This window comes from Clostridium sp. 7_2_43FAA (assembly GCF_000158375.2).
Lineage (GTDB): Bacteria > Bacillota > Clostridia > Clostridiales > Clostridiaceae > Clostridium > Clostridium tertium.
Map to the genome: position 1 here is coordinate 1,605,945 of NZ_JH815222.1, position 22,225 is coordinate 1,628,169.

General features: G+C 26.6%; 26 protein-coding genes and 1 riboswitch. Of the genes, 2 read left to right on the top strand and 24 right to left on the bottom strand.

Going from position 1 to position 22,225, the window contains the following annotated elements; all coding sequences use genetic code 11:
- From CSBG_RS18540 to CSBG_RS18265, 3 genes are all read right to left on the bottom strand, one after another.
- Positions 1-229 (bottom strand): helix-turn-helix domain-containing protein (locus CSBG_RS18540; RefSeq protein ID WP_008678879.1); only part of this gene is annotated, 229 nt, incomplete at its 3' end.
- 186 nt (positions 230-415) lie between these two features.
- Positions 416-1,150 carry a glucose 1-dehydrogenase gene (locus CSBG_RS09075; RefSeq protein WP_008678880.1) on the bottom strand — a complete coding sequence of 245 codons (735 nt, stop codon included), beginning with the start codon at positions 1,148-1,150 and terminating at the stop codon, positions 416-418.
- Positions 1,151-1,479: 329 nt separating this feature from the next.
- Complete coding sequence (locus CSBG_RS18265; protein ID WP_008678881.1) at positions 1,480-1,635, bottom strand: DUF6132 family protein; 156 nt, start codon at positions 1,633-1,635, stop codon at positions 1,480-1,482.
- A gap of 184 nt (positions 1,636-1,819) precedes the next feature.
- Here CSBG_RS18265 and CSBG_RS09080 point away from each other — a divergent pair, with 184 nt between their 5' ends.
- Positions 1,820-2,374, top strand: a complete 555-nt coding sequence (locus tag CSBG_RS09080; RefSeq protein ID WP_008678883.1) for a class I SAM-dependent methyltransferase — start codon at positions 1,820-1,822, stop codon at positions 2,372-2,374.
- A 64-nt stretch (positions 2,375-2,438) separates the two neighbouring features.
- Here the strand turns inward: CSBG_RS09080 and CSBG_RS18660 are convergent, their stop codons facing one another.
- From CSBG_RS18660 to CSBG_RS09135, 14 genes are all read right to left on the bottom strand, one after another.
- Positions 2,439-2,600, bottom strand: coding sequence for a hypothetical protein (locus CSBG_RS18660; protein WP_207635934.1), 162 nt, complete (start codon positions 2,598-2,600; stop codon positions 2,439-2,441).
- 76 nt (positions 2,601-2,676) lie between these two features.
- A complete protein-coding gene (locus CSBG_RS09085; protein ID WP_008678885.1) occupies positions 2,677-3,534 on the bottom strand; it encodes an AraC family transcriptional regulator in 858 nt (285 codons plus the stop codon).
- A 715-nt stretch (positions 3,535-4,249) separates the two neighbouring features.
- Positions 4,250-4,729: a hypothetical protein gene (locus CSBG_RS09090; RefSeq protein WP_008678887.1), complete on the bottom strand. Its 480-nt coding sequence runs from the start codon at positions 4,727-4,729 to the stop codon at positions 4,250-4,252.
- A 77-nt stretch (positions 4,730-4,806) separates the two neighbouring features.
- Positions 4,807-4,998, bottom strand: a complete 192-nt coding sequence (locus CSBG_RS18545; protein ID WP_008678888.1) for a restriction endonuclease — start codon at positions 4,996-4,998, stop codon at positions 4,807-4,809.
- Positions 4,999-5,135: 137 nt separating this feature from the next.
- Positions 5,136-5,297 (bottom strand): winged helix-turn-helix domain-containing protein, encoded by a 162-nt coding sequence (locus CSBG_RS18270; RefSeq protein WP_008678890.1) that lies wholly within the window; start codon positions 5,295-5,297, stop codon positions 5,136-5,138.
- Between the two features lie 59 nt (positions 5,298-5,356).
- Entirely contained in the window at positions 5,357-5,539 is a 183-nt protein-coding gene (locus tag CSBG_RS09100) for a hypothetical protein (RefSeq protein WP_008678892.1), read from the bottom strand.
- A 291-nt stretch (positions 5,540-5,830) separates the two neighbouring features.
- Positions 5,831-6,406, bottom strand: coding sequence for a PepSY domain-containing protein (locus CSBG_RS09105; protein ID WP_008678894.1), 576 nt, complete (start codon positions 6,404-6,406; stop codon positions 5,831-5,833).
- Positions 6,407-6,440: 34 nt separating this feature from the next.
- On the bottom strand, positions 6,441-6,950 hold the full coding sequence (locus CSBG_RS17715) for an ATP-binding protein (RefSeq protein WP_008678896.1): 510 nt from the start codon (positions 6,948-6,950) through the stop codon (positions 6,441-6,443).
- Positions 6,919-7,797: a histidine kinase dimerization/phospho-acceptor domain-containing protein gene (locus tag CSBG_RS17720; RefSeq protein ID WP_008678898.1), complete on the bottom strand. Its 879-nt coding sequence runs from the start codon at positions 7,795-7,797 to the stop codon at positions 6,919-6,921. The genes CSBG_RS17715 and CSBG_RS17720 overlap by 32 nt, the downstream gene beginning before the upstream one ends.
- Positions 7,798-7,799: 2 nt before the next feature.
- Positions 7,800-8,381, bottom strand: a complete 582-nt coding sequence (locus CSBG_RS09115) for a response regulator transcription factor (RefSeq protein ID WP_338079935.1) — start codon at positions 8,379-8,381, stop codon at positions 7,800-7,802.
- A 125-nt stretch (positions 8,382-8,506) separates the two neighbouring features.
- A complete protein-coding gene (locus CSBG_RS09120; protein WP_008678899.1) occupies positions 8,507-8,854 on the bottom strand; it encodes a PepSY domain-containing protein in 348 nt (115 codons plus the stop codon).
- Between the two features lie 403 nt (positions 8,855-9,257).
- Positions 9,258-10,613, bottom strand: a complete 1,356-nt coding sequence (locus CSBG_RS09125) for a methyl-accepting chemotaxis protein (protein ID WP_008678900.1) — start codon at positions 10,611-10,613, stop codon at positions 9,258-9,260.
- Between the two features lie 326 nt (positions 10,614-10,939).
- Positions 10,940-12,457, bottom strand: a complete 1,518-nt coding sequence (locus tag CSBG_RS09130) for a hypothetical protein (protein ID WP_008678902.1) — start codon at positions 12,455-12,457, stop codon at positions 10,940-10,942.
- 612 nt (positions 12,458-13,069) lie between these two features.
- The gene (locus tag CSBG_RS09135; RefSeq protein ID WP_008678904.1) at positions 13,070-13,405 is read right to left on the bottom strand and encodes a hypothetical protein; all 336 of its coding nucleotides are present in this window, start codon (positions 13,403-13,405) and stop codon (positions 13,070-13,072) included.
- 632 nt (positions 13,406-14,037) lie between these two features.
- Here CSBG_RS09135 and CSBG_RS09140 point away from each other — a divergent pair.
- Complete coding sequence (locus tag CSBG_RS09140; protein WP_008678906.1) at positions 14,038-14,271, top strand: hypothetical protein; 234 nt, start codon at positions 14,038-14,040, stop codon at positions 14,269-14,271.
- A 201-nt stretch (positions 14,272-14,472) separates the two neighbouring features.
- Here the strand turns inward: CSBG_RS09140 and CSBG_RS09145 are convergent, their stop codons facing one another.
- The 7 genes from CSBG_RS09145 to CSBG_RS09175 all read right to left on the bottom strand — a co-directional run bounded on the left by CSBG_RS09145 (position 14,473) and on the right by CSBG_RS09175 (position 22,224).
- Complete coding sequence (locus CSBG_RS09145) at positions 14,473-15,444, bottom strand: Gfo/Idh/MocA family oxidoreductase (RefSeq protein WP_008678908.1); 972 nt, start codon at positions 15,442-15,444, stop codon at positions 14,473-14,475.
- A 316-nt stretch (positions 15,445-15,760) separates the two neighbouring features.
- Positions 15,761-16,948: a M20 family metallopeptidase gene (locus tag CSBG_RS09150; protein WP_008678910.1), complete on the bottom strand. Its 1,188-nt coding sequence runs from the start codon at positions 16,946-16,948 to the stop codon at positions 15,761-15,763.
- Between the two features lie 435 nt (positions 16,949-17,383).
- Positions 17,384-17,950, bottom strand: coding sequence for a phosphoribosyltransferase family protein (locus tag CSBG_RS09155; protein ID WP_008678911.1), 567 nt, complete (start codon positions 17,948-17,950; stop codon positions 17,384-17,386).
- A gap of 14 nt (positions 17,951-17,964) precedes the next feature.
- Positions 17,965-19,017, bottom strand: a complete 1,053-nt coding sequence (locus CSBG_RS09160; RefSeq protein ID WP_008678912.1) for a guanine permease — start codon at positions 19,015-19,017, stop codon at positions 17,965-17,967.
- A gap of 36 nt (positions 19,018-19,053) precedes the next feature.
- Positions 19,054-19,155, bottom strand: a riboswitch (purine riboswitch).
- A 134-nt stretch (positions 19,156-19,289) separates the two neighbouring features.
- A complete protein-coding gene (locus tag CSBG_RS09165; protein ID WP_142418792.1) occupies positions 19,290-19,895 on the bottom strand; it encodes an L-dopachrome tautomerase-related protein in 606 nt (201 codons plus the stop codon).
- A 72-nt stretch (positions 19,896-19,967) separates the two neighbouring features.
- Positions 19,968-21,443 (bottom strand): protein adenylyltransferase SelO, encoded by a 1,476-nt coding sequence (locus CSBG_RS09170; protein WP_008678914.1) that lies wholly within the window; start codon positions 21,441-21,443, stop codon positions 19,968-19,970.
- Positions 21,444-21,855: 412 nt separating this feature from the next.
- The gene (locus CSBG_RS09175) at positions 21,856-22,224 is read right to left on the bottom strand and encodes a DUF4180 domain-containing protein (protein ID WP_035285253.1); all 369 of its coding nucleotides are present in this window, start codon (positions 22,222-22,224) and stop codon (positions 21,856-21,858) included.
- Position 22,225 lies beyond the last annotated feature (1 nt).

The window sequence follows — 22,225 nt, forward strand, 5'->3', positions numbered from 1 at the left end:
GATAATCAATAACGGCTTGAGTTTTAAGTTGAGCAGAATAGGATGTATTATATCCTTTGTTTAATAAACCTTCTTTCCCAAAGGTTTTATATTTACGGACCCAAGCTGAAATAGCACTTTTGTAGATATTTAGTTCATTACTTATTTCAGATAAACTTTTTATACCTCTTAAATAATCTTCAACAGCTTGGACTTTTATCTCGGTTGATACTTTTGATTTTCTTGACATAAAAAAATCCTCCCATTATAGAACAGTTTTATTATTTTAACTGTCTACTATAATGGGAGCATATCATTCCTAATACTACTTTTTCATTTATTTAAAATGTTTATCAATTACATTAATATATAAAATATAAAAAATGTAGCGCCGACTATAAATTCGCAGTTACTATTTTTATAACATACTCTTAATCTACATTGCAGTTAATCCACCATCGATAACAAATTCTGATCCTGTTGAATAACTTGATTCATCTGAAGCAAGATAAAGTACTAGGTTTGAAACTTCTTCAGATTTAGCCATTCTTCTAATAGGAATTTGTTTAGAAAGTTTCTTAATCACCTCATATGAATCTCCTTCAGTAACCATCGGTGTTTCTATTACACCTGGATGTACTGAATTTACTCTAATTCCAAGTGGTGACAATTGAATTGCTGCTGCCTTTGTCATTCCACGGACTGCAAATTTTGTATCTGTATAACCAATTGCCCCACCTACTAATCCATTCATAGATGAAATATTTACTATTGAACCATTTCCTGATTTCTTCATAGAAGCCGCTACTGCCTTAGTCCCAAGAAAAACAGATACTTGATTTATATCTACAATTTTTCTATATTCATCTTCAGTAATTTCTAATAAAGGTTTATTTATACTTATACCAGCATTATTCACTAAAATATTAACTTGTCCAAATATTTTTTCAGTATCCTCTACAACCTTTTCCCAACTAGCGGCATCTGTAACATCTTGTTTTATAAATTTTACATTACCACCTATTTCTTTCTCTAGTATTCTACCTTGTTCTTCATTTAAGTCAGTAAAGACAACTTTTGCACCTTCACTTGCAAATAAACGTACATGAGATGCTCCCATACCTCTTGCTCCACCAGTAATAATTGCCACTTTATTTCTTAAACGTTCCATTTATAATTTCTCCTTAACTAAATTTTTTTATTTATATCATATTCATTAATTCATATCCATTTTAGATATTACAATTTTTGAATTGAACCTACAGGATAATTATTGCTTTTTAATAAATATCATCCTGTAATTATATATATTTTCTTTTTACTAACAAATATTTAGTTAGTTCAGCTTAAAGTATCTATAGGCTTATAACTAACACCAATATAAAAGAAGATGAATAAACTGTAGATTGGTCAATCACATAAATGTGAACAACGCCCCTAAGGTTTTTTATTCTTTCTTTGCCTATCTTAGATTATAAAATGCTAATTATTTTTAGACTTTTAAGAAACAAATAGATTTGCTAAAAGAGCACCATATATAATAGATACATATTTATTAGAAGTTATTGGACATGTTCCACTGGCACATCCAATTTTTTTATAGTATATATATCCTAATAAAGCACCAATAATTGAAGCAATAATATATTTTCCCATAATTAAAAATCTCCTTATTATAAAAGTATTTGTTATATCTAATATTAAGGTAAAAATAAATTTTTATATGTAACTTAGTCACTGAAATATATATTAAATTAAGTTATTATAATTTATATAATAAGCATGTATTTATTTTACTAAAAATAAACTATAGCATTTCATTTAGTAAAGGAGAATATAAATGAATAATCATAAATTTGATATAAAAAAATTAAATAAACTAAATAATCCTGAAAGATTAAGTTTAATTGATTTAGATAAAATTATAGAAGAATTACAATTACCTAAAGATAGTACAATTGTAGATATTGGTATAGGTACTGGTATATTTTCTGAAGCCTTTTTAAGTAAATTACCAAATTCTAAGGGATTAGGATTTGATATTTCTGAAGATATGATTAAATGGGTAAAGGAAAATAGAAAGGATGCCTCAACTGGAAGGCTATCCATAGCAATAATGAGTGAAAATGAAATACCTTTAGCTGAAAATACTGCTGACTTAGTTTTTATGATCACAGTTCATCATGAACTAAAAGATCCTGTAAGTTTATTAAAAGATGCAAAAAGAGTTTTAAAAAATGATGGTAAGCTTTTAATTTGTGATTGGAAAGAGGGAGTTCATAAACACTTTGTAACAAAGGAAAGTATATTAGAAGACTTGGACTCGTCAGGATTTAAAAACATTAAAGAATTAAATAACTCAAATAAATTAATTTCTTTAATTGCCACTAAGTAGTTTTATTATATTAGATCTATGGAAATAGTATTTAAATATTATTTCCATAGCTTTATTTGTAAATTTAAGAGCGACTAGATAATTTTGTGTAGTTTTTATTTTTATTGTTTTTTATATTACTGGAAATTTTTATTTCCAGTAATATTTTTTTATCTAATTTGGTACATACAGTTTCATATTTTTTTATGATCTGTGGCTCAAGTTTTACATTTTTTAATTTCTTCATTGTAATCAAAGTTAATATCAATTCTATTGGTCATAATAATTTCGCCTATATTTGTATGGTATATTATTCCATTACACTATTTTCTCTTTACTGGAATCCAAACTTCACAATAGTAATTTTCATCTGAAATCCCTTTTTCATACTCACTTGGATCACTATACATTTCTACATTATAACCTGCAGCAATCTCATAATCTCTACAGTTTGGTAACCACTCTGAAAATATTTTCTTATTAGTTTCTTGAATTGATGTTTTTCCTTGTCCATAACAAGGGAAAATAGCCCAAGTAAACTTAGGAATTGTTTTAACTATATACCCTTCCAAGCCTTCCTTCTCTTTAGAATAATCCTCTGCAATAAGGTACTCAAATTCATTACCGCTCATTTCCTCATCAATGTTAATACCATACATTCCGCATATATCCTTTAGCTTTCCTTGTGAAATATGCTCATTCCAGAATAAAGGTACTTCTGTAAATGCTGTATCATATTTAAATTTCTTAGATGCTCCTATAACCTTAAATGAATCCTTCTCAACTATTTTATACTCCATGATATATCCACCTTCCAATGAAAATTTAATTTTAAGGGCAACAAATAACTTTATCATAGCACCCTCTTTACGAACTGCAGATGGTGTAACCCCATGAAATCGTGTAAAAGCTTTAGTAAAGCTATCTGGAGAATCATATCCATACTTTATTGCAATATCTATTATTTTTTCATTACTAGATAAGACTTCACTGCCGGCAAGTGCAAGTCTTCTTCTCTTAATGTATTCACTTACAGAATAGCCACATAACATTCCAAATCCCTTTTGAAAATAGAAAGGCGAAATATTTACCTTATCTGCAATTTCTTTAATAGATAAATCCTCTGTAATATTTTCTTCAATATAAGAAATAGCTTCTCTAATACTTTCAATCCATTCCATAATTTTAACCCCTTTCAATTCGTTAATCTAATCTTATCATCATTAAAGATTGATATCCCGACTTTTTAAGCTTTCATTTGTCCTATAATTATTATACCAAAAGTGAATATGATAATTATTTTATAACAGGTATCTCATATAATATTGAATTAATTTTTCCAATTAAAATCTATTAATTAATTTATCTTTTTAGCCTACATAACGGTGTTTTTAATTATAAAAATAGTCTTAACCATTAATTTTTCTTGATTAAGACTACTTTTCTCACTTATTTATGATAGTTTCCAGAATCAGTAGAAAGTTATCTATTACTCTAAATTATATAATGTGATTTTTTATTACGTTTATAACAATTTCTTTTTACTATTGGTAAATTCTCAGGAACTATTTCCCATTGGTATTTTTTATAGTTCGTTTTGCTCCTACTAGTAATTCAACTTTTAGGATTTGCAAAGGCTATTTCATTCCATTTTTATAATAATGCGATAGCCTCTGCTATGCATTAAAAATATCTCTTGTCATAAACAGTTTCTCCTGTCTCTTTTCTATATAAATTTTATCATCTCAATATAGTGCATAAAACCTCATTCTTATTTCATAAATAAAAATGAGCCAATATCATAATGACTCATTATTTTAAAATAAAATGTTCTTTATGGTATAGTTCTCCGTATCGGTAGTAGGTGCGGTTTTTTATATTAAACAAACTGAAAATTTATTGATTATAATTTTTATATTTCATGCTTTCCCAATCTTCTTTAGTCGTATTTGTACCTTCTGGAACTTGGTTTAAGCACTGATTTATACTTTGATATTTATTGATATAATAAATTTCTGCTGATGCTAAACGTTGCATATCTTTATAATAATTATCAAATTCCAAACGAACCTCTTCTAATATTTTTATAAATACTTTTATATTTTCATCATCACTTGCCTCATTTAATTCCGGAATAAAATGTTTCTTTTCCCTCATCATAGCTACATGTCCTTTATTAGACTCAAACATCCTTCCATATATACTCTTTGAGCGACCTACATATACACATCTTTCATTTTTATCTTTTTTATTTTCATCTTTTATGAAAATCCCATAAATACCTCTAATAGGATGATTAGTATCTTCAATTCTTTCATCAAGGAAAATATTTGTTTTTTTATGTAACCATTTTAAGCTACTATTAGTATTTCTCATATTTATCCTCCCTTTATTTACTTAATAAATTATCTAATTAAAAATTTAATATTACTCTTCCCTAAAATAATCTGTATCTATTTTTTTAAATTCATATAGTATTTCACATTAATTTCTGGTCTGCCTACTACTGTATCTTTCCACCTCTTAGCTTGAATATATATACTATCTAGTCCAAGTCTATCTTCATTAATTATTCCTTCTATCCCCTCATCACCTGTTTTCTTAGTTGATCTTCCTGCTTCTTCTCTTGAACCTCCATACCCCATTTTTACTAATAGTTCTACTACTAATTTCTCAAAGAGCTCAAATGAACATTAGTTAATTTTCTCTAATATTTCATCTGCTAAGGAGGTTTTTAACTTTTCAAAATCATTTGCAATTTCTTCTTATGGCGTTTTCTCATTTAATGATACTCCATTATTTTCATTATGGTTCTCTTCTCTTCTTCTGTAATATTCAATTTCTTTGCTAATATATCAATACATTCATTATTAGTATAAGTTTTATTATCTTTTAACACCTCTAATAGTGGAAGCATTATTCTTTCATACGTGGGTATTGACATATACTCTCTCCCTATATTTACTTAGTCTTAATCCTATAACATAATTATACCAATTATATTTATATTGCAATATCTAAATTTAATATATTTATTCCAATGTTTCGTAACATAAAAGAAGAAGGAGTACCTTCTATAGATACTCCTTCTTCTTTTCTTATATAGTCTACTAAACTATCATTTATTTTCAATTTTATTGAGTCAATCTCTCTTGCTTCATTTATAGTTATTTCTGATATTATCATATGTAGCAACTTCTTCTATTGATCTCTACTTGTAGTTTCCTTATCATATCCTGTGCCATTGCATAGATCTACAACTTTATTGAAGTCCTTTATCAATGTAAACTGAATATAATTCACTTCCTGTTGTAACTCCTTTAGGTCTATTTCTTTTTTATTATTTGTAAGAGTTTATACTTTCTAAAATAATAATATATATAATTATTACCATATTACTCAATTTCCACTGAAAACTTTAGTTTGCAAAATAATAGATTGTTCTATTTATATATTAATTTTTACTATTTTATAAGTTTAATCTTTTTCATTTGCTAATACTTTTCCAGTATTAGCATCTATTTCGAAACTATGCTCCCTATTATTATAATAAAATTCTATATAATATTTTTGAATTCCATCATCAAAATCCAGTTCACTTTTTCCGAAAGTAACTTGATCACTTGTTAAATTCGCATGTTTTAAGGCTATTTCTTTTGCTTGATCTACTGAAATTATCTTACCTTGTTCTTCAGTTGCTCCCCCTATATTTCTAATTGGTGTTTGTTTATTATTAATATTATAATTCTCTACATCATGATCATATTCTATAATTTCTCCATTAGCTACATTTATTTCATAATCATATTCTATATTCTCATGATAAAATTCTATATCGTATTTTTCTATACCATTATCTAAATCAGTTTCTGCCCTAATAAAAGAAACTTGATCATTTATTAAGTTTGCATGTTTTAAGGCTATTTCTTTTGCTTGTTCTAATGTAACTTTTCTAGTATCAGATTTATTTATATTATCATTTATATCTTTATTATTACAACCTGATATACTCATAGCAATACTAATCATAATTATTGGTAATAATTTTTTCATTTTATCCTCCTTCTTAATAATATCTTTATACCTATTAACCTGGAAAAGATATCATTATCTTTGTATACTTATTTATTTCACTTTGTATATTAATATTAGCTTTATAATTATTAACTACTTTATTGGCAATAGATAATCCAATCCCAAAAGAATTATTGTTTACTCTATATTTATCAACCTTATATAATCTTTTCATAACATTCTTAATTTCATCTTTAGGTATTCCAATTCCATTATCCTTAACTTCTAATCTTATTTTACTATTCTCTTTTAATAATGATATTTCAATTTCTATATTTTCCTTATCATTATATTTAATAGAATTATCAATAAATATTATTAACAATTGTTTTAAATCATTTGGAGCAATCTTCATTTTTATATTTTCTTCGATATTAACAATATATTTTACATTTGGATTTAAAACTCTGTATTGCTCTATTACTTCATAAACAACCATTTTAGGATAAATTTCATCTAGTTTATTTAAATCTACTTCTTCCTTTTCGGCCTTAGACAATAGTAGCATATCTTTCAACTTCATTTAAGCATATATCTAATGATTTCTCTAAACGATCTTTATCATTTTTTCCCCATCTTTTAATCATACTTAAATGTCCATGAAGTGCCGTTAAAGGTGTTTTAAACTCATGAGAAGCGTCTGCTACAAACCTACTTTGTTCATCAAAAGCCTCTTCTAGCTCATCCATCATTGAATTAAAAACAATATTTACTTCATCTACTTCATCTTTAAATTCTGAAATTTCGGCTCTCTTATTAATTCCGTTTTCCTTTATTTCATTCATTGTTGCTATAAGCCTTCTAAGTTTATTTATAAACTTCTTAGATACATACATAGCTCCTATAGCACTTAAAACTAAACCTAAAATTAATGTAAATATTAAAGTTGGCAAAGAACTTTCAATAAATTCATTAAGCATATCACTTTCTCTAATTATTTGTACCGTATATTGATAATTATCTATCTCTAGTGGTGCTATTAGCACTATGTATAGATTAAAATTCAAAAATTTAGATTTTATCTCAACATCTTGATTTACATAATTAGTCCCAATATCTTCCCATATTTCTGACTGAGATTCATAAAATATTCTATCTAATGAGTAAATTCTAATGTATTCATCATTTTCACCTTTAGATAACTTTTGTAGATATTCATTAAAAGCATTTTCCGAAATTCCTGAATTAACATTTTTAGATAAGCTAATTACCTCTTTATATCTATCTTTTAATAAATCTCTTTCATATTCATTCGTAAATATCCAAAATGTAATCAACTGACTAATTGTATATGTAATCAAAATTAAAATAATTACGTAAAAAGAACTTTTCATAATTTCTAAGAATATAGGTAATTTTCTAGTTTTCATTCCTAACTCCTCATAATATAGCCAACTGACCTAATTGTTTGAATATATTCTTCTTTATTTTTATTATTTAACTTTGATCTTAAATATCTAATATATACGTCTGTAACATTAGTTTCTGGTTCATATCCATATCCCCATATTTTTTCTAGTAGTTCTTCCCTTGTAACTATTCTATCCTTATTATCTATTAATATCATTAATAACTCATACTCTTTATTAGTTAAATTAATCTCTTCATTGTTTCTTTTAACAATCCTTGACCTTCTATTAATTAAAATATCTTTAAATTTAACTATAGAATCATTTAAATTATCTTGTCTTCTAAAAACAACTTCAATACGTGCAAGTAACTCTTCTATTGCAAAAGGTTTTGGTATGTAATCATCTGCTCCTATTTGAAGACCATTCACTTTATCCATTACACTATCCTTTGCACTAAGCATTATTACTGGAGTGTTTTTTCCTCTCTTTAATCTTCTGCATATTTCAAATCCATTCATTGAAGGAAGCATAACATCTAATATTACAAGGTCATATTCATTTTCTAAAGCTTCTTCTAATCCTGCCCTACCATCTTCTTCAATACTTCATACTCTAATTCTCCCTTAATAAAATCATAAATACTAGATTCATCCTCAACAATTAATATGTTTTTCACCTATATTCACTCCTCTATAATTTACTACTAAATATATAGTAATTCTAATATTTAATCATAGTAATTATCTAGTTCTGTAATAACACCTAAATTTGAATCTACAGTAACTTCTCTAAGAATATTGTTAGAATCCTTTATTTTAAACTCATATTCAAAACTTAAACTCTCTGGTTCTATACTTTTATTAATTCTTACTACATCTCCTTGAACTACTTTAAGAGCTATTTCCTTGGCTTCCTCAACTAAATAATTAATATTAGATTTAGCCTTACTATATACAAATATACCTCCTGCTACACCTAATGCAAAAACAGAAACTACAAATACTGAAATTCCTAATACTAATTTCTTTTTGTTATTATTTATTATTTTCTTTATATTTTTTAAATATTTACTCATTTTAACGCCTCCTTGATTTAATATAATTATATAACATGAGTTCTTATTTTTCATGAAGGCAAAATGAGAGTAAAATTAAAAAAATTTAATCTTTTTTATTTATTAGCAATAATTTAAAACTTTCATATATCTCATCCTTCTAAAAATAATAAACTCTTACCTGTATATTTAATACAAGTAAGAGTTCAAGACTATAGACAAATCTGAAGTCATATAAAATATTTTAGATAACTTTATATTTTTCTAGAATTTTAATTATAACCATCTTGTTAATGAATTAAATTAGTAGAATAATAATTATATTCTGCATCAACTTTAGCATCACATTAATATGTGCTCTGTACTTATATATGAAAGCTAGTAGGTAGATAAATTTATACTTACTAGCTTCTTAATACATTTTTTAATCTATACTATTTTTTAAATTTTCTAATATATCTATAATTATTGAAGATTTTTCTTTCATATTATTTAGATGTACATAACATTTACTTATATCACCTGAATTATAACATTCAACGGCTTTTTGAGCTTCAGTATGTAGCTCTATATGTATAGGTTCTATTGATTTGTAATATTCGTTTTTTGTGATATCAATATTTTTTTCAGTATAATACCATTTACCAAGTCTACATTCTTTATAGTTTTTTGCAATATTTTTATCTACAGTATCTAATCCTAAAATCATATTGTATACTTTCCATATCCATAATAAGTGGTCAGTTTCATATATTTCAATCATTTCTTTTAAAGTTAAATTAGAGTTATTGATTAAATCCTTTCTAATATTATCTATATAATTACTTATATCATAAATTTTACTACCTACATCTTTACACATTTTTTCCAATTCCATTTCTGATTTTGATATTTTAGTTAGTTCTTCTGCAAGTATATTCGTTGTTGCAGTCTGTTCTTGGGATGTGGCTGTAATTTGTTCTAGCTCGCAATCAATTTCTTTAATATTGTTAACTATAATATCTATATCATTAGGTATATTTTCCACTTTATCTTTTGCTAACTTTAAATCACAAATAACATCATTAGTACATTTTAATGTTAATTGTGTCTTTTCTGCTAAATCATGAATATTATTATGTATAGTTGTTAATGATGATTTTGTATATTCAGCTAACTTTTTTATTTCATGAGCAACAATATTAAATCCTTTTCCAGCTTCTCCAGCTCTTGCGGCTTCAATTGAAGCATTTAATGAAAGAAGGGAAGTTTGATCTGCTATTTTTTGTATGATATCTACTATATTTTTTATTTCACTAACTTTATTTACGAGCGATTGTATATCTTCATATATTATATTGACATTAGAGAATGAATTTATGATAAATTTACTATTATTATGTATACTACTGACTAATTCCTGAGCCTTATCTTTACTATTATTAGAATGTTCACTTATTTTTTGTATTGTGTCTGATAGAGTATCAGATGTTGATGCTAGTTCTTCACTATTTGAAACCATACATTGAATTATTTCGCTCTGATTATACGCAGTTCTTAACATAGTATCTATAGAATCTACTTGTATGATATTTTTATTAATATTATTAACTTTTAATACAGAAGCATTATCATAATATTTATTTAGTAAAATGTTTAGTGTATTAATTAAATCTGAATTAATGTCATTTGTTTCTTTTAGAAATCTTCGCTCATTAATTGCATTAACAATAGAGTTGTTTAATCTATCTAAAATTGTATTATTTTTTTCTTTATCAATATTCCTCCTGAAAAAGTTCATATATTACCTCCCATAACTATATAGACTTAGTATAAAATAATTAATATTATACTAAATATTAGCTTTAAAAAAACAATAATTTAAATATTATTAACAAAATATTAACAATATTTAAACAAAAAATAATTGTAGATTTAAACTATTATATTATTCATGTATGTGTTATTGTAAAAATTAAAGTCTAGTAGTTATAGATACCTCTTCATGTAAAAATATTATATATTATTTTAATAATATATAATTCCTCTCTAAATCAATTATACAATTTTAGTAAAATCCTCACTTATTTATGATACGCTTCAACGTAAGTTATTCTAAATCTTCTCTTACTTAACCACAACCTCAAACCACTTCTCCCCACTACCAATTTCATTCCTACTCCTATCTACCGCTACAATTCTTAAGTTTGATGTATTATCTAGTCTCAACTTTTCTTTATATTCATTTATTACTGTTCTTGAGTTGAAGTGGCTTCCATCTACATAATGAAGTATGCATAAAGTTTTATTATAATCTTCTATTAATTCTCTAAATAATCCATTTATATGTCCATCATCACAATTGAAGGCAAATCCGCATACGCAAATAATATCTGATTCTTTAAACTTATTAAACATATCTACGTATCTTTTAGACATCTTAACAGAAGTTAATGGTTTTATACCACTTTGGGTAAATAAGAAAGGGACTATTATATGATTTTTCTCCTTGTTTTCATCAAAGGATATTATTTTATTTAAATATGGATCATAGTAATCATTTATACATCCATTTAGGTAATACACCTCTTCCTTAGTTATATCTTCTATAAATGAATTATAGTTTGTTGTTCCTATTGCATTTATATGTACAAATTCTTTTAGATATAAAACATCATGATAGTATCCATTACCTTCTTTAATTTTTTCTGTATTACTTTTAGCTATTGATTCTATATATCTTTTTACTGTATATAAAAATATAACTATTTTATTGAATTTACCCCAATCTGTTTTGGGACTATAAATGTATCTCCAATTAGAATCAATTAATGTTTGATAATCTAATGATCTTGAATATATATCTTCTAATATCTGCAATCCAAATTTAGTTATTTTCTCTTCATTATTGTAGTGTTCTTTAATATCTAAGTCCTCATTTTCTATTAATAGTTCTAAGCCCTTCATACCTGTGTTTGTATAATCTAATGTAAATATTGCTCCAAGATCATCAAATAAATCTATGCTTTCTGGACTATCATAAAAAATCCCATCATTTAACCTATGTATTAAATCTTCACCTAATGATCCTATTAATAATTCAAGTATTGCCCTTGTTATATTTCTTATATTTAACTTAAATTGATAACTTACTTTTTCTATTTCTAAAAGTTTTAAAAATGCTGAAAAATAGTTACTTCCAAAAAGTGAGTTATTACCTCCTAGTAACGGATTTAACTTTATTATATGAGAATAATTGTAGGATCCTAATTCTAAAACCGTTATATCTAAAAATACTTTATCAATATCAAGTCCATTATCATATAACTTTTGTGATATTAAGTTAACCTTTTCATCAAAGTTATTTAAGTAATCTAAAATATTGTTTCTTTTGTTTTCTAAACTACCTTTTACTATTGATTCATATTGTGTCTTTGTAAAAGCAGTTAGTTTTTTATTATCAAAGCCTTCCGGTAACCACCTTGCATAATTTGATTGCTTATCAACATTATTTAATTGTTCTTTTAAATTTATCTTATCATCACTAGTATTCATTCTAAAAATATCAAGTGCAAACTTTCCACCTGACGGTAGCCCATATGAACATTCCGCACCAGCTCCAAAAAACAAAGAAATCTTAGTCATAATCCTCCCCCTTTAATAACACTCTTTATGCCAATTATAGCATAAATTACATTTATTAACATAATATTAAACTCATAAAATGCATATTAAACTCTCCATTCTATAATAAGCAAATCCTCATGTTGTTTACTATCTAAATAACTACTATGATAAATGACTACAGGATTAATTTATTTAATATGTTTTAAATAAGCCCTAAATAATCAATTAATCTTTTATTTGAAGCAATCTCATTTACTCACCATAAGATTCTTCTTATATAAGTAAAAATTCAAACTATACATATTATAAAAAATGTAGTTACCTTATTTATAAATAAAGTAACTACATTTTTTATTTTCAAATTTAAATTAGATAATTCATGTAAAAGTCTTGATCTTCTTTTATCTTACATTAGTAAAACCATTTTTATCTCCTCACTAAATTCTCTATAGCTAATTTTTTGAGCTAATTTTTTGGCTAATCAATTACACTAATATAAATCAATTTACAATTATTGTATATAATTATAACTTAGTTTAGTGCCTTGGTAAATCATTTGATTTTATTGAGAAATAAAAAATACTGCATATTAATTTCTTAATAATACAGTATTTTTATAGTCTATCTAATTTATTCAAACGATAATGCTACTTCACCATCACCAACTATTGCTATTATTCTTTTTGGTTCAATATAATTTAGATAAAATTTAGTGTTATATGGTATTGCGCTAATAAATTCAATATTCATTTCTTCATCAAGAATCATCATTTTAGTAGGAACGTTAGTGAGTAGTGTTACACCTATATTAACATTAGTTGTATTATCAAATTTATAAAAACCCTCTGTATAGGTTTTTGAAACAGTTGGTACAGGTTCAGCATAACTAGATGTTGCACTTGCACTAATACTGTTATTTAATGATATAATTATTATTAGTGCTAAAAATATTTTTTTTATCATCATTTGTATTCTCCTTTGTTTTCTTTTAGTTTTTGATAAAAAAAAAATTTTATGCTTATAATGTTGATTTTTAATATTAATTTAGTTCGTCCTTTAGAAAAAAGTAGACTAACTATATTAAAGAAAGTATATATTGTCATTATTCTTTCAAAACTTTATATTGAATCTAAGAATTTTGGTTTTCAAGAGACATTCTTCTTATGGTAAGTAAAAAGTCAAACTGTATCTATTATAAGAGGATGTAGTTACTTTATTTATAAATTAAGTAACTACAAAATTCACTTTAAATAGCTTAATAATTGACAACATAATAAATTAAAAGTAATATTGCTATCTAATATTACTTATTATAAATATTCTTCATTGTTACTCGTCCATATTTCAAAATCTAAATTACCTATTGATTATTATATTTATATATACTGTTTGACATTAAATCAAAACATATAATATAATCTCATTGTTATAGTATCATTTATATAAAACATGGACTATTATTGCTATTATTGCATTTGAATAGTATTTTCAAATAGACATAAAAATTGTAATTTACTATGCAAGTTTTTATCTTAAATAATTAAAACGTTGTTTTACTAATAAAACTAAATACAATTTACAAATAGGAGGAAAAAGTTATGCATCAAGGCCAAGAAAAATTTTTAGGTTTTATTTTAGAAAGAGTTCAAGAAGGTAAAGTTGATGAAGCAAAATCCTTACTTGCTGAAAGCTTTAAAAAACAATCGGAAGGTACTTTTTCACATGAATATATTATAGAGTTTATCCCTAAAATGATTGCTTTATTAAAGCCAGAAAAGGTTGAAGAAGTTAAAGCGATTATGCAACAATTTGCTCAAAATCTAAATAAATAAGATACTTTAGAATATTAATCATATGCTATTTCTTAATACATAGTTATAGAATAATATAATATTTTATATAAAAAAAGGATAGTACATGATAAAGGCACCCAATAAGAAATTACATCTTGTTGGGTGTTCTTTACTTATAAATATCAAAATCATTTAGTAATTTATAGTTTTGATACATCCACTTCTTAATTTATATGCAATTTATTCAAATGGATAAACTAAACCTATTTGATTTCTTACTTCATCCATAATTTTAGCTAGCCCTAATGTAAAATCATGAGATGCCACATTACTTTCTAAAGATTTGTTTATAATACACCTATTTGCTTCTTCAATTTCATACTTGTATCCAGCTTCTTCATATTTATCTATATACTTTTCATTAGCATCTTCATTATATAAATATGCTTCTTTTGACATCCAAAAAGTTGGTATAACTATTTTTCCTTTTTCTCCATATATAACTGCTGTATTATCTGTATCAACTGCTATTGAGCATGTTAAAGAAGCCAATATTCCATCTTCATACTTTAAATTAATAATATCACTTTCATCTACATTAGTATTTGTATATTCAGCACTTGCCTTTATTTCTTTTGGAAAACCATTTGATATATAGTTAGAAAATAAAATTGGGTAAATACCAACATCTAATAATGCTCCTCCAGCTAAATTAGGATTATATAATCTTGAATTTACATTATACTCACTCTTAAATCCAAAGTTTGCTGTAATTAATTTAACTTTTCCTATTTTACCTTCTTTAATCCATTTTTTGGCTTGATTTACTGCTGGTAAAAATAAAGTCCAAAGTGCCTCCATTATAAATATATTATTTTCTTTTGCAAGCTCTAAAACTTCTTGTCCAGTTTTAAAATTATATGAAAATGGTTTTTCACATAGTATATGTTTTTTAGCTTCTATACATTTCTTAGCATAATTCATATGGTAATTGTGAGGTGTTGCTATATAAACCGCGTCTATATTATCATCACTTAAAAAGTCATCTATATTAGTATAGTACTTTTCTATATTATACTTCTTCGCAAATTCTTTTGTTCTATACTCGTTTCTTCCATAAACAGAAGAAAGAATTCCTTCTTTAGTATTATTAACTTCTTTTGCAAAAGCATTGGCTATTGTACCAGGTGCTATAATTCCCCACTTTATCATAAATTGATACTCCTTTCTTTTATTACCATAATTATATAAGACTTATTCTAAGAATATCAAATAAAAAATGTATATATAAGCATGCTTATTTAGTAACCTTACTAAATATTAATCTGAACTTATACATTCCACTTAAAAATGAAACTTACTCTTATACTTTTATCGCCGATAACTCATCTCTAATTCTAAACAAGCTATATAATTTTTTATGCTTGATAAAACAATAAAAGGCCATATAAGTTATTAATAACCCATATAGCTTTTTATTACTTGAGAATATTTAAAATATTTTTATACAATTATATTTAGTAATAATTTATTTATTATTCTTTAGCCACATAATTGCACTATATGTATGTATAGCTGCTCCAGTAACTAATATATCTTCGTTAAATGTAACCTTTGGATGATGCATAGGATATCCATACTCAGGGTTTTCTTCTTTAGTTCCTGCTCCTAACATAAAGTACATGCTTGGTACCTCATAAGAATAAGATGCAAAATCTTCTGACCCCATACCTTTTCCGCCTTCAAAGCAATATACTGCTTTTTCTCCTAGAAGATCTTTAATATAAGATGCAATTTCATCGGCTAATTCCTTATCATTATTTAATGGAGGTACAGAGGATAATTCTTCTACTTTAGCTTCACCTCTAAACATTTTTGCAGTCATAGTTGCTACTTCATTTAGTCTCTTGAATATAAATTCTCCTACTTCTTTTGATACATTACGTATTGTTCCTTCCATTATAACCTTATCAGGTATTATATTAGGTGCATCTCCACCTGAAAACTTACCTATAGTTAGAACTGCTGGCTCAGCTGGAGCAATTTCTCTACTTATAATTTCTTGTAGGGATAGATATACATGAGCTGCAATATTAATAGGATCTACTCCAGTTTCAGGCATAGCTCCATGACATCCAACCCCATTTACAGTAATTCTGAATCTTATGCAACCTGCCATACTTGGTCCTGTTGAATATAAAACCATGTTAGATGGGCTTCCAGAATGGACATGCATTGCCATTGCTGCATCTACTTTAGGATTTTCTAGAACTCCAGCATCAAGCATTTTTTTCGCGCCCGTAAATCCTTCTTCATCTGGTTGAAAAACTAATTTAATTGTTCCCTCTATTTGATCTTCATATTGCTTAAGTAGCTTAGCAGCACCTAGGAGCATGGCAGTATGAAGATCATGACCACATGCATGCATGTTACCATTATGTGATTTAAATTCACAACTACTTTCTTCACTTACAGGAAGAGAATCCATATCTGCTCTTAAAAGAAATGTTTTGCCAGGTTTTTCTCCTTTTATAGTAGCAACAATTCCACTATCACATATTTCCTTTGGGTCATATCCAAATTCCCTAAGTTTTCCCATTACAAATTTTGTAGTTTCAGGAAGATGATCACCAACTTCGGGATTTTCATGAATTGTTCTTCTAAACCTTATTATTTCGTTTTTTAGTAGCTTAGCACTTTCTAAAATTTCTTTCATAATATCACCTCGTGTACAGTATTTACATAATTCTATTGACTCATACTTAATTGTTTTAATTGTTATCATTCCAACTAATATTTAGCATTCATATTACCAAATGTTAGTTGGAATATATTATATAATATCAAAAATTATCATTAAGTTACAGTACACTTTTCTATGCTTATCTTTATTTGGATGTAATTATTTATATATATAAACATTTACATGAATAAATTTTCTTATTCTCAACCTTAAATAAATTTATCATATTAAATTTTATATTTACTGAAATTATAAATTTGCTATTCTTATTTAAGTTCTAAAAAGCGTTCTATATGGAGGCTTTTAAATCTATGTAAATACTGCTTTTTTTCGTTATTTCCATAAATATGCGTCAATAAAATAAGAAAAGTCCACCATTAACTTGTGGACTTTTTGGCTATACATCTTTTACACTTCTATAAAATTTTCATTTTCATCTACTTTAAATAGTGGAAGTCTTTTTAAAAATATAATATCATCTCTATTGGATGCATCTCCTTCAGCTAAAATTGCAGCTTTAGCTTTTACTATTCCTCCAACTTTTTCAACTAAGTTTTCAACACTTCTTAAAGATTCACCTGTTGAAATTACATCATCTATTATAGCAACTTTTTTCCCATTAATCTTTTCTGAATCAACTTTATCTAAACATAGAAACTGTTGTTTTTTAGTAGTAATTGAATTCACTTCTTCAGTTATTGGTGAATCCATATAAGATTTAATACTTTTTCTTGCCACTATAAATTCTTTCATTCCTAAAATTTTAGATATTTCATAAGCTAGAGGAATTCCTTTTGCTTCAGCTGTAACAATTATATCTATATCTTTTAACTTTTCTGCTATTGCAGGAGCAACTGTTTGAACTAACTCTGCATCACCTAGTATTACAAAGCTTGCAATTGCTAAATCTTCTTTTATTTTTATTATAGGTAATTCTCTTTTTAATGAAAGTAATTCTAGATTATATGAACTCATATTAAATTTCCCCCTTAAAATAATACTTGTGCAAATCTTGTTATAATACCTGCTAGCATTCCAAGGAATGGATCTGTTATTGCTGTAACTCCCATAGTCACTCCCCCAACTAAACTATCTGATCCAGCTAAAGCACTAGCTGCATTTCCAGGTAATGTAACTAATATACCTAATACAAATAAAAATCCACTAATTGATTGAGATGGCACATATTTACCTATCTTAGGTAATAATCCAAAGAATAAAATTGCTGCCATAATCAACATCATAATTACTCCTGCTGCCAATGGATGTGGTGCACTTCCTGTTGCAGAGATTATAGATTCAACTGGTGCGCCACCAAATAATGCTGAACCCATATCTGCAATGCTACTTATAACAGAAAGATGATCTATATTTACATTTGTATTAGCCATACTTCCAGTTATTTGTCCAAATGCAATATTAGATCCAATGTTTAAGCACACCATCCCCAATGCCCCTCTTAAGATTCTTAAGTTAAATATAAACTTTTTCTTTTCTATTTTTTCCTTAGGAATTTTAACATTTCTCATTTCCTTATTAAGCATATTAGCAACGATACTTGAAAGAGCTACTGAAATAGTAATAGTTAAAACTAAATCATTTGTAGCGAAATAAACAATAACTGCACTTACTAATGATACAGCACTTACTTTATTATCACTTTTAAGCATATCCATAGATACTTTAGCAAGCATTATGCCAACACCGGCCATCATTCCTGAGGTAATAGTCGGCCCCACAAAATCTATTATCCTGCTTAAAAATCCGAACATTCCTATAAGTGTCATTATAGCAGCTCCAAAGAATATCATTGATAATCTCTCTTTCATATCTTTACCAGCAGTACCTGCATATGTTATAGTTTCCGCCTGGAATGATATTGGTGCAACTGAACCTGTTATTAAATTACCAATAGCACCTACTAAAAAAGCGAAAGCTGTTGGTATTGATGCAAACCCAAATGTTAATGCTAATAAACCTTGTGGAAGTCCATTTAGAACAACACCTATGATTGCAAGAAAGTCAGTAACAAAGTCTGACATAGTTGTTTTCCCCCTTTGAGTTGCCTACCTATTTCATAGTAATAAATAAATCATCATAGTCAGAACCTTTACGGAGTTCTGGTAGAGACTTTTGGACCATATTACCAAAAATATATGAAGACAGTATTTTTTTCCATAACTATAATAACATTCTTGTCGAATATTTTCAACTATTTTAAAATAATTATTCGTATTATGTTCTAAAAAATTCTGTTATTTATTTATGTAAAGAAAAAAACAGGTAATTAATTAATACCTGTTTTTTGATTATCTTATTTGGTAGGTGCAGGAAGCTCATCTATTTTAATTCTAAATAAGCTATATGGCTTTTCTCTTAAATCTTTTCCATAATGATAATCAGCTTGTCTATTTAGTTGATTTGCAATAAAATATAAATATTTATCAGGCCCTATAGAAAGTGTATCTGGCCATAAAATTCTTGGATCATGAGCTATAGTTTTCATTGTGCCATCTAGTAAAATAGTCCTAATACTATTATTTTCATAATCACCTGCATATACTGTTCCTTTAACATCAGACATTAATCCATCAGAAGCACCTTTTTCCCCTAGATTTTTAACGTAAGATGATAATACTTCATCTGGAATTGACCTATCCCTTAAATGTTCTGTTTCAATTGAATATAAATTTCTGCTTGACAATGGACAATAATATAGTATCTTTCCATCAGGAGATATAGCAATACCATCTACTGAAAAATTAATTGGTTCTGTTGGCCCATCCTCTTTCCTTTTAAGTAATACTTCTCCTTCAACTTTTGGTATGAAATTTGGATCAGGTACTGTTGATTTATCACCATTTAATCTTCTGAATGCTTTACCTGTCTTTAAATTAAGCACAATAATTGCTCGTTTAATTTATTAATCATTTAACTAAAAATTATTAAAGGACTTACTAAAACTGAGTAAGTCCTTTGTTTAAGTTTCATATTAAGTTCCACAAAATGTTCTATATGGACGATTTGAAGGTTCTGGTAATGTTGAATACTCATCTTGCTCTTTGGAATATGCAAATGGTTTTGAAAGAGCATCTAAAAGCCTATCCATAACTCCATAGTCTTCATTTTTTACTGCAGCATCTAATGCTTCTTCCACTCTATGATTACGTGGTATTATATAAGGATTAGAGCTTTGCATTAATTGTTTAATTGATTCTTTTGTTTCTGATTGCTTTGTTAGTCTTTCTTGCCATAGTTCATTCCATTTACTAAATTCAGATGTGCTAAACATTGCAATGCCATCTTTTTTATCAATAGTTAATGCGGCAAATGTATTTGTATAATCTGCACCATATTTATGCATCATGCTTAAAAGATTCTCAATTAATGATTTATCTTCATCTTCTTCATTAAATATTCCAAGTTTTGAGCGCATTCCAGATAACCAATTTTCTTCATATATATTTGCAAATTCTGAAATTGCATTTTGTGCTAAATCAACAGCTTCATCTTGATTAGTATGAATTAATGGTATTAATGTTTCTGCAAATCTTGCAAGGTCCCAAGCTGCAAGTTTAGGTTGATTGCCATATGCATATCTTCCTTGAACATCAATAGAGCTAAATACTGTTTCTGGATTATATACATCCATAAATGCACAAGGTCCATAATCAATTGTTTCTCCACTAATTGTCATATTATCTGTATTCATAACTCCATGAATAAACCCTACCAATTGCCATTTTGCTATAAGCTCTGCTTGCTTTTTTATTACTTCTTTTAAGAAAGCTAAATATTTATTTTCTTCATCAGCAATATAAGGATAATGTCTATTTATAGTGTAATCAGATAATTCCTTAAGCTCATGAATATTTCCGAATCTTGAAGCATATTGGAAAGTACCTACACGTATATGGCTTGATGCAACACGTGTTAATATTGCTCCAGGTAAATAATCTTCACGTATTATTTTTTCACCAGTAGTAACTACTGCTAAACTACGAGTTGTAGGAATTCCTAGTGCAGCCATTGATTCACTTATGATATATTCCCTTAACATTGGTCCTAAAGCAGCTTTTCCATCTCCACCTCTTGAATATGGAGTTCTCCCAGAACCTTTAAGTTGAATATCTAACCGTTCACCAATAGGAGTTATATGCTCTCCAATTAATACTGCTCTACCATCTCCAAGCATAGTAAAATGTCCAAATTGATGTCCCGCATATGCTTGTGCAAATGGTATTGCTCCTTCTGGAAGTTTATTACCTGCAAGGATTTCTACTCCATCATTACTTTGCAGGAATTTAGAATCTAACCCTAAAGAATTTATTAATGAATAATTTAAGGCAACTAGTTTAGGTGATGGAACACTGCTTGGATTCTGTATAGTGAAAAATATATCTGAAAGCTTTAAATAACTATTATCTAAATTAAACTTAGTATTTTTTACTACTTCTTTTTCTGTCATATTTTCTTCTTTTCCTCCTCATTATATATTTTAATTAATAACTCTATAATTAATTATTAATAGACAAGCTAACTAACTTAATCATCATATTTTAAAATTAATTTGTCTAACTAAATAAAACATTATAATTAAAATCATGTTTTATTTCATAAAAATTTAATCTTATTTAGTTTTTACCTCTAACTAGTTATTATACTAATTAGATTTAAATTAAATTTTTATATCCTCTAAAATCTCCTTATTATATAAATATCTATTAATATTACTAATAAATCTTAAAGCTCATTCAATTAAAATAAATATTATTAAATAAAAATTATTATTTATTTTAATTATAGCATAAAAGTATGATTCAACTAAGTTTTACCATAAAAAAAGATTATGGAGTTTTTTATTTTCTCCATAATCTTTTTTATTTTGTATTAGCCAACTTATTAATTGCTTCTTCTTGAGTAGAAGTAAAATATATACTATTGCCTCTATTACTTTCATAAATGAAATCTTTTAATGCTTTACTTGTATACACAGAAAAATCTCCCCAAATAGCAAATTTAGTTTTGTAATTGATAAAGCGTTGTAAAATATCACCTGCAATTCCTGTACTTAACTTAAAGAAATCTTCTATTACAGCTTCTTTATTAATAGCAATTCTATAGCAACCAGTTTCATATGATATTGTAGCCATTAAATCTAATGCTGATTGTACATCCGTTAATATTACATCTTTACTTTCTATAATAGCAATTTCTATTCCTTTATTACTTACCTTTGTAATTTTCATT

Coding starts and splice junctions, on each gene's coding strand:
- CSBG_RS18265 (WP_008678881.1), bottom strand. CDS start 1,635: ATGGGAAAATATATTATTGCTTCAATTATTGGTGCTTTATTAGGATAT.
- CSBG_RS09140 (WP_008678906.1), top strand. CDS start 14,038: ATGCATCAAGGCCAAGAAAAATTTTTAGGTTTTATTTTAGAAAGAGTT.
- CSBG_RS09155 (WP_008678911.1), bottom strand. CDS start 17,950: ATGAGTTCATATAATCTAGAATTACTTTCATTAAAAAGAGAATTACCT.
- CSBG_RS09130 (WP_008678902.1), bottom strand. CDS start 12,457: ATGACTAAGATTTCTTTGTTTTTTGGAGCTGGTGCGGAATGTTCATAT.
- CSBG_RS09175 (WP_035285253.1), bottom strand. CDS start 22,224: ATGAAAATTACAAAGGTAAGTAATAAAGGAATAGAAATTGCTATTATA.
- CSBG_RS18270 (WP_008678890.1), bottom strand. CDS start 5,297: ATGTCAATACCCACGTATGAAAGAATAATGCTTCCACTATTAGAGGTG.
- CSBG_RS09145 (WP_008678908.1), bottom strand. CDS start 15,444: ATGATAAAGTGGGGAATTATAGCACCTGGTACAATAGCCAATGCTTTT.
- CSBG_RS09170 (WP_008678914.1), bottom strand. CDS start 21,443: ATGACAGAAAAAGAAGTAGTAAAAAATACTAAGTTTAATTTAGATAAT.
- CSBG_RS09075 (WP_008678880.1), bottom strand. CDS start 1,150: ATGGAACGTTTAAGAAATAAAGTGGCAATTATTACTGGTGGAGCAAGA.
- CSBG_RS09150 (WP_008678910.1), bottom strand. CDS start 16,948: ATGAAAGAAATTTTAGAAAGTGCTAAGCTACTAAAAAACGAAATAATA.
- CSBG_RS09120 (WP_008678899.1), bottom strand. CDS start 8,854: ATGAGTAAATATTTAAAAAATATAAAGAAAATAATAAATAATAACAAA.
- CSBG_RS09100 (WP_008678892.1), bottom strand. CDS start 5,539: ATGATAATATCAGAAATAACTATAAATGAAGCAAGAGAGATTGACTCA.
- CSBG_RS09105 (WP_008678894.1), bottom strand. CDS start 6,406: ATGAAAAAATTATTACCAATAATTATGATTAGTATTGCTATGAGTATA.
- CSBG_RS09090 (WP_008678887.1), bottom strand. CDS start 4,729: ATGAGAAATACTAATAGTAGCTTAAAATGGTTACATAAAAAAACAAAT.
- CSBG_RS18660 (WP_207635934.1), bottom strand. CDS start 2,600: ATGAAGAAATTAAAAAATGTAAAACTTGAGCCACAGATCATAAAAAAA.
- CSBG_RS09085 (WP_008678885.1), bottom strand. CDS start 3,534: ATGGAATGGATTGAAAGTATTAGAGAAGCTATTTCTTATATTGAAGAA.
- CSBG_RS09125 (WP_008678900.1), bottom strand. CDS start 10,613: ATGAACTTTTTCAGGAGGAATATTGATAAAGAAAAAAATAATACAATT.
- CSBG_RS09080 (WP_008678883.1), top strand. CDS start 1,820: ATGAATAATCATAAATTTGATATAAAAAAATTAAATAAACTAAATAAT.
- CSBG_RS18545 (WP_008678888.1), bottom strand. CDS start 4,998: ATGGGGTATGGAGGTTCAAGAGAAGAAGCAGGAAGATCAACTAAGAAA.
- CSBG_RS09160 (WP_008678912.1), bottom strand. CDS start 19,017: ATGTCAGACTTTGTTACTGACTTTCTTGCAATCATAGGTGTTGTTCTA.
- CSBG_RS09135 (WP_008678904.1), bottom strand. CDS start 13,405: ATGATGATAAAAAAAATATTTTTAGCACTAATAATAATTATATCATTA.
- CSBG_RS17715 (WP_008678896.1), bottom strand. CDS start 6,950: ATGAAGTTGAAAGATATGCTACTATTGTCTAAGGCCGAAAAGGAAGAA.
- CSBG_RS17720 (WP_008678898.1), bottom strand. CDS start 7,797: ATGAAAACTAGAAAATTACCTATATTCTTAGAAATTATGAAAAGTTCT.